Source organism: Actinomycetospora chlora (assembly GCF_039542135.1).
GTDB lineage: Bacteria > Actinomycetota > Actinomycetes > Mycobacteriales > Pseudonocardiaceae > Actinomycetospora > Actinomycetospora chlora.
The window spans coordinates 1-6,770 of the sequence record NZ_BAABHO010000099.1; the positions used below are offsets into that span (position 1 = coordinate 1).

Annotated in this window: 3 protein-coding genes; 1 reads left to right on the top strand and 2 read right to left on the bottom strand. The window is 79.0% G+C overall.

Features of this window, described 5'->3' with window-relative positions:
* Nucleotides 1–1,605, bottom strand: a 1,605-nt coding sequence (locus ABD994_RS30650) for an Hsp70 family protein (protein WP_345425322.1), incomplete at its 3' end; no start/stop codon positions are given.
* On the bottom strand, nucleotides 1,602–5,738 hold the full coding sequence (gene eccCa, locus ABD994_RS30655; protein ID WP_345425325.1) for a type VII secretion protein EccCa: 4,137 nt from the start codon (nucleotides 5,736–5,738) through the stop codon (nucleotides 1,602–1,604). The genes eccCa and ABD994_RS30650, both read right to left, overlap by 4 nt.
* Before the next feature lie 131 nt (nucleotides 5,739–5,869).
* On the opposite strand from eccCa, the gene eccD reads away from it, so the two are divergent.
* A partial coding sequence (gene eccD, locus ABD994_RS30660; RefSeq protein WP_345425328.1) for a type VII secretion integral membrane protein EccD occupies nucleotides 5,870–6,770 on the top strand: 901 nt, incomplete at its 3' end.

A 6,770-nucleotide genomic window follows, 5' to 3' on the forward strand; every position in this document is an offset into this window, starting at 1 on the left:
CCCGGTGACCAGCGCGACCACCGCCAGCAGCGCCGCCACCACGGCGCCGACCCCGACCCGCCGGCGCGCGGGCACCCGTCGCGGCACGGGGGCGACGGCCGACGTCGCGGTGGTCTCCTCGGTCACCTCGCCGACCTCGCCGGCCTGGCCGACCTGCGCGACGTCGGTGTCCTCCTCCGGCGTGACCCGCCGCACCGGCAGCACCGTCCCCGTCGCGGGCGACGTCGGCGTCAGCCACGACGGGGTCGCGTCGGGCGGGCCGAGGTCGTCGGTCGTGTCGACGTTCGGCGAGAGCGGGGCCCACGCGCGCTCGGCCGCGGGGAGGGGGGTCGTGGGCGGGTCGAGCAACGGCCCCGGCGACGCGACCGACGGCCCGACCGGCGGGGCCGCGCTCCCGGCGACCAGGCCGGCCGCCGCCCCGAGGGCGGCTCCTCCCCCCGGCCGGGAGGTCCCCGGCGTGCCCGCCGCGTCCTCCCGCGCCACGACGAGGGCGCCGTGCGCGACGACGAGTCGCGGGTCCGGGGCCACGGTGGCCGGGACGCCCAGCTCGCGGTGCACGAGCGCGGCGAGCAGCGGCATCCGTGCCCCGCCGCCGGTCAGCCACACGCCGTCGAGGTGCTCGGGGCCGGTGCCGGCGTCGGCGAGGGTCTCGGCGAGCAGGTCGACCACCCCGCGCAGTGCCGGGCGCAGCACCTCGGTGAGCTCGCCGCGCGAGAGCCACGCCGCGGTGGTGCGCCCGGGCAGCGGGACGGCGGCCTGCTCGGCGTCGGAGAGCTGCTCCTTCGCGGCGCGGACGTCGTCGAGCAGGACCTGGCGGTGGCGACGGTCGGCCAGCGTGGTCGCGGCGACCACCTCGCGGACGCGGTCGGCCTCGCGGCGCGCCTCGGGGTCGTCGGAGAACGGGTCCTCGGACAGGCCCGTGAGCAGGTGGCCGAGCAGCAGCTCGTCGGCGTCGTCGCCGCCGAAGCGGGCGTCCTCGCGCCGCGCCAGCAGCCGCGCACCGGAGCACCGCGACGGCTGCGGCGCCAGCACCGTCGCCGCCGCGCCGCGGGCCCCGAGGTCGAGGACGGCCAGGGGGCGCGGCGCGCGGGCGTCGCGGCGGGGGCGCATCCACAGCGCGTGGGCGGCCGCGGCGACCGGCTCCGCGAGCAGCGTGAGCTCCTCCGCGAGCCCGGAGCCGGCCCGGCGCAATACCTCGCGGCGTCCGGCGTCCCACCCGGCCGGGTGGGTCAGCACGAGGTGCCCGGGCCGGCCCCCGCGCAGCAGCGGCCCGGCGCGGGCCAGCGCCGCCGCGAGCACGGCCCCCCACGCCTCGGCGACGCCGACGACGCGGGTGCCGAGCAGCAGGTCCGGGTCGTCGACGCGCAGGCGTGGGGTCGGCTCGTAGCGGGACGGGTCGGTGGGGGCGAGGCGGCGCGCGGCCGCCCCGGCGACGAGCGCGGTGCCGTCGGCGGGCGCGAAGACCGCGGCGAGGTCGACCGGCCCGTCGGGACCGGCCACGTCCGCCGGCTCGGGGTCGCCCGGCCCGCCCGGGACGACGAGGTCGACGGCCGCCGCCACCGCCGTGACCCCGAGGTCGATCGCGACCGTCGGGGCGTCGCTCACGGGTCGCTGTCCGGGGCCTCGGGCCCGGGCAGCGCCGGGCCCGTGATCGGCGGGTCGGGCGCGCGCCAGCCGACCTGCACGAGCCGCTCGCCGTGCCGGCGCCCGACCAGCCAGCCGCGCCCCGGCGGCTGCGGGCCCGGGCGCACGCTGCCGAGCAGCACGCCCTCGTCGCGGCTGCCGCTCATGACGATGCCGGGCGAGGACAGCTCGCGCAGGCGGGCGAGCACCGGCTCGAACATCGCCCGCGACGCGCCACCGGTGCGCCGGGCGACCACCAGGTGCAGGCCGATGTCGCGGGCCTGCGGCAGCAGGTCGAGCAGGACGGTCAGCGGGTTGCCGGCGGCGCCCGCGACGAGGTCGTAGTCGTCGACCAGCACGAACACGTCCGGCCCGGTCCACCACGACCGCTCCCGCAGCTGCTCGGGCGTCACGTCCGGGCCGGGCAGGCGCCGCTGCAGCGACTCGACGAGCTCGCCGAGCGCCTGGGTCAGCGCGGGCGGCGAGGACGTGTAGGAGATGAGGTGCTCGCTCGCGACCGCGCCGAGCAGCGAGCGGCGGTAGTCGACGAGCACGAGCCGCGCCTGCTCCGGGCGGTAGCGCGTGACGATCTGGTGGGCGAGCGCCCGCAGCAGCGCGGTCTTGCCGGACTCGGCGTCGGCGTAGCAGACGAAGTGCGGGTCGGCGGCCACGTCGAGCACCACCGGCGCGAGCCGGTCCTCCGACAGGCCCAGCGGCAGCAGGTGCGGCGGGCCCTCGTCGGGCCCGGGCAGCGCCTCCACCCCGACGCGCTCGGGCAGCAGCCGCACGCGCGGCGCGCCGGTCCCGGGCCAGGCGGCCGCCACCCGCGCGACCAGCGCGGCCGTCGCCCGCCCGAGGTCGGCGGTCTCGGCCACGCCGTCGACGCGCGGCAGCGCGGTGAGCACGTGCAGCTTCTCCGGCGACAGCCCGCGCCCGGGCCGCCCGGCCGGCACGACCGCGGCCGTGCGGCGGTCGACCTCGGACTCCGACGGGTCGCCGAGGCGCAGCTCGAAGCGGGTGCCCAGGAGGTCCTTGAGCGCGGGGCGCAGCTCGGCCCACCGGCTCGCGGCGATGACGACGTGGACGCCGTACGACAGCCCGCCCGTGGCCAGGGAGATCACCGTCTGCTCGAGGGCCTCGTGCTCGCCGCGGAACGCGTGCCAGCCGTCGATCACGAGGAAGACGTCGCCGAGCATGTCGCTGCCCCCGGTGCCCGGCGCGAGCTCGCCGCGGCGGCGGTACAGATGATCGAGCTCCGCTCCGCTTCGTCTCCTGCGGGCGCGGAGGTCGGCCATCGACTCCACACCCGCGTCCCGGAACCACCGCTCGCGGCCGGCGAGCAGCGCGGCGACCTCGGCGACGGTGCGGCGCACGAGGTCGGCCTCCCCGCGCCCGGCGACGGCCCCCACGTGCGGCAGCCCGGCGAGTCCGGCGAGCGTGCCGCCGCCGAGGTCCACGGCGTAGAACTGCACCTCGGCGGGCGTGTGGGTCAGCGCCGCGGCGGTGACCAGCGTGCGCAGCAGCGTCGACTTGCCCGACTGCGGCCCGCCCGCGACGACGACGTGGCCCGCGGCGCCCGCCAGCTCGGCCCACAGGACGTCGCGGCGCTGGTCGTAGGGCCGGTCGACGACGCCCACCGGCACCGTGAGCTGCCCGTTGGCCGGGAAGCCCGGCGCGGTCAGGCCGCGGTCGGGGGTCTCGGACAGCGGCGGGAGCAGCGCGTCGAGCGTCGCGGGGTCGGCCAGCGGCGGCAGCCAGACCTCGTGGGCCGGCGGACCCTGACCGCGCAGCCGCTCGACGACGACGTCGAGCACCGAGGGCGTCGCGCCGGCCCCGCGCGTCGTCGTCCCGCCGTGCGGCCCGATGACCCCGGGCGACGCGGCGACCTCGACGACGGAGCCGTGCCCGTTGCCGTGCGGCCGGGCGTCCAGGACCGTCGGCGCCGCCGGCTCCACCCAGTGCGACGAGAACGGCCGCGGGCGCACCTCGCGCGGCAGCGGCGACGCCGCGGGCAGCACCCGTTCCGCCGCGCGGTACGGGCCCGACACGTAGCCGGCCTTGAACCGGACCATGCTCGACGACTCGACCTTGAGGTAGCCCGAGCCCGGCACCGGCGGTAGCTCGGCGGCGTCCGGCACGCCGAGCACCGCGCGGGAGTCCGCGGCCGAGAACGTCTTCAGCCCGATGCGGTAGGACAGGTGCGAGTCGAGGCCGCGCAGCCGGCCCTCCTCGAGGCGCTGCGACGCGAGCAGCAGGTGCATCTGCAGCGAGCGGCCCAGCCGCCCGATGGCCACGAACAGCTCCGCGAAGTCGGGCTTCTGGCTCAGCAGCTCGGAGAACTCGTCGACGACGACGAACAGCGTCGGCAGCGGCGCGAGCGCCTCCCCCGCGGCCCGGGCCCGCTCGTACTCCGAGACGTTGGCGAGGTTGCCCGCCGCGCGCAGCAGCTCCTGGCGGCGCTGCATCTCGCCGGCCAGCGCGTCCTGCATGCGGTCGACGAGGCTCAGGTCGTCGGCGAGGTTGGTGATGACGGCGGCGACGTGCGGCGCGTCGGCCAGCCCGGCGAACGTCGCGCCGCCCTTGAAGTCGACGAGCACGAGGTTGAGCGCCTCGGACGAGTGCGTGGTGATCAGCCCGAGCACCAGCGTGCGCAGCAGCTCGGACTTGCCCGACCCGGTGGCGCCGACGCACAGCCCGTGCGGGCCCATGCCCTCCTCGGCGGCCTCCTTGATGTCCAGCTCCACCGGGTCGCCCTCGGCCGAGACGCCGAACGGCACGCGCAGCCGGTCGCGCAGCGGGCGCGGGCGCCAGGCCGCGGCGACGTCGAACGTGTCCGGCTCGCCGTCCACGCCGAGCAGCTCGAGGATCCCGGGGCTGGTCAGCAGCGGCTCGTCGGGATCGGCGTCGACGGTCGGGGTGCGGCACGGCGCGAGCCGGCGCGCGAGGGCCTCGGCCTCGGCCGCGCCGAGGGCGTCGGGACGGCCGAACCACTCGGTGCCGCCGCGTCCGGCGGCGCCGATCCGGTCCGTCTCGAGCACCAGCCCGAGGCCCCGCCGCGCGGTCAGCGTGCCCAGCGCGCCCGACAGGTCGATCACCGTGACCCCGGTCAGCCCGTCGGCGAGCACCAGCTGCTCGGTGAGCGTCACCTCCGCGTCCTCGAGCACGACGACGACGTGCGCGGCGTCGGGAACGGGCGCGGCACCGCGGGTGAAGCGGCCCCGCCCGGCCAGCTCGGGCGCCAGCCACGACTCCACCGCGGCCAGCGACGACGCCACCATCCGCACCGGGCCGGCGCCGTCGTGCAGGCGCGGGTGCGCGACGTGCGGCAGCCACTTGACCCACTCCCACGCCGCCCGCGCCGGGCCCGTGGCGGCCACGGCGAGGACGAGGTCGTCCGGGCTGTGGAACGTCACGAGCTGGGCCACGAGCGCGCGCACCAGCCCACGGCGCGCGTCGGCGTCCCCGCCCTCGACGCCGATCGACGCGAAGGCGCGCAGCGACACCGCCGTCGGGAGGTCCGGGACGATCGAGTGGGTGCGCACGAAGCGGCGCAGGGCGACGGTCGACACCGGCTCCAGGTCGTCCACCGGCCCGGTCTGCGGCGGGACGAGCGCGGTGGCCAGGCGCTGCGACCCGCGCCCGACGCGCACGTGCGCGAAGTCCGGGTCGGCCGGGCGCCGCTCCCACATCCGCGGGCCCCGCGCGAGGGCCACGAGCGCCGTCGGCTCGGGGTGGGCCCACTCGAGCGCGCGACGCTGGTCGGACGCGGTGTCGCGGGCCCGGCGGCGCATCTGCGCGAGGTAGCGCAGGTAGTCCGTGCGCTCCTCGTCGGCCTCCGCGCGGCGCTGCCCACCGCCGCGCGTCGCCCCGCCCGCGACCATCCCGAGCGTCGAGAGCGCGAACATCCCGCCGAAGAGCCACGACGTCGGGTTGTCGACGCCGATGACGACGATGAAGCCGAGCGACCCGACCACCATGAGCAGCGGCAACAGCCGCAGCAGGGGCGAGGAGGGCGTCACCCGCGGGATCTCCGGCGGGGCCTCGAGGTGGATCTCGCCGGAGGGCACCTCGGGGGGCGCCAGGCGCGCGGCGCGCCGGTAGACCCGTGTGCCCAACGGGTGTCCCCCAATCCTGCCGACGGCACCTCCCACACCGGACGGTCCGGCCATACTAGGGAGCCGCGGGCCGCGCGGGGTCCGTCTCGGCGAACTCCGGCACCCGGTCGCACACACGTCACGAGGAGCGCATGACAGGCACCGCCCGGTCCGGCCGCGGCGCGGCCCTGCCCGGGACGCGCGACCGGCCCGCGACCGGCGAGCAGACGTCGCTGCCGCCCGGCTCCGGCACGGCGGTCACGGCCGCGAGCCGGGTGTCGGTGCTCGCGCCGCGCACGCGCGTGGACGTCGCGCTGCCGCCCGACGTGCCCCTCGCGGACCTGCTGCCCGTCCTGCTCGACATGACCGGCGAGTCCGCCGCCGGGAGCCGCGGCACCGGCGGGGGCTGGACGCTGGCGCCCCTCGGTCAGGGCCCGGTCGACCCGTCGCGCACGCTGGCCTCGCTCGGTGTCCTCGACGGCGACCAGCTGGTGCTGCGCCGGCGGACCGACGCCGCGCCGCCCCCGCTGTTCGACGACGTCGTCGACGCCGTCGCCGAGGCGACGCCCGCGAGCTACCGCGCCTGGGGGCCCGGGCTCGCGCGCGTCCTCGGGCTCGCCGGGCTCGCCGCCGGCGTGGCCGCGGTGGCGCTGGCGCTCGTCGTCGCCGGGCGCGGGCCGGGCCTCGCCGGCGGTCTGGGCACGGCCGCCGTCGCCGGTGTCGCCGCGCTGGGCACGCTCGGGCTCGCCGCCGGCGGGGCGCGGGTGGTCGACGAGCCGGCCGCCGGGTCGGTGCTCGCGCTCGGGGCGGTCGGGCTCGCGTTCGTCGCCGGGGTGGCCGCGGTGCCGTGGACGGCGACGGGTCCGGCCACCTCGCTCGCCACCACCGCGGGTCCGCCGCAGCTGCTGCTCGGCGCGGCCCTGGCCGCCGCCGTCGCCGCGGTCGCGCTCCTCGCCCTCGGCGCGGCCGGGCGCACGGGCGTCGCCGCGCTGCTGGGCGTCCTCACCGCCGCGGTGCTGCTCGCGGTGGCCACCGGGGTGGCGACGGTCGCCG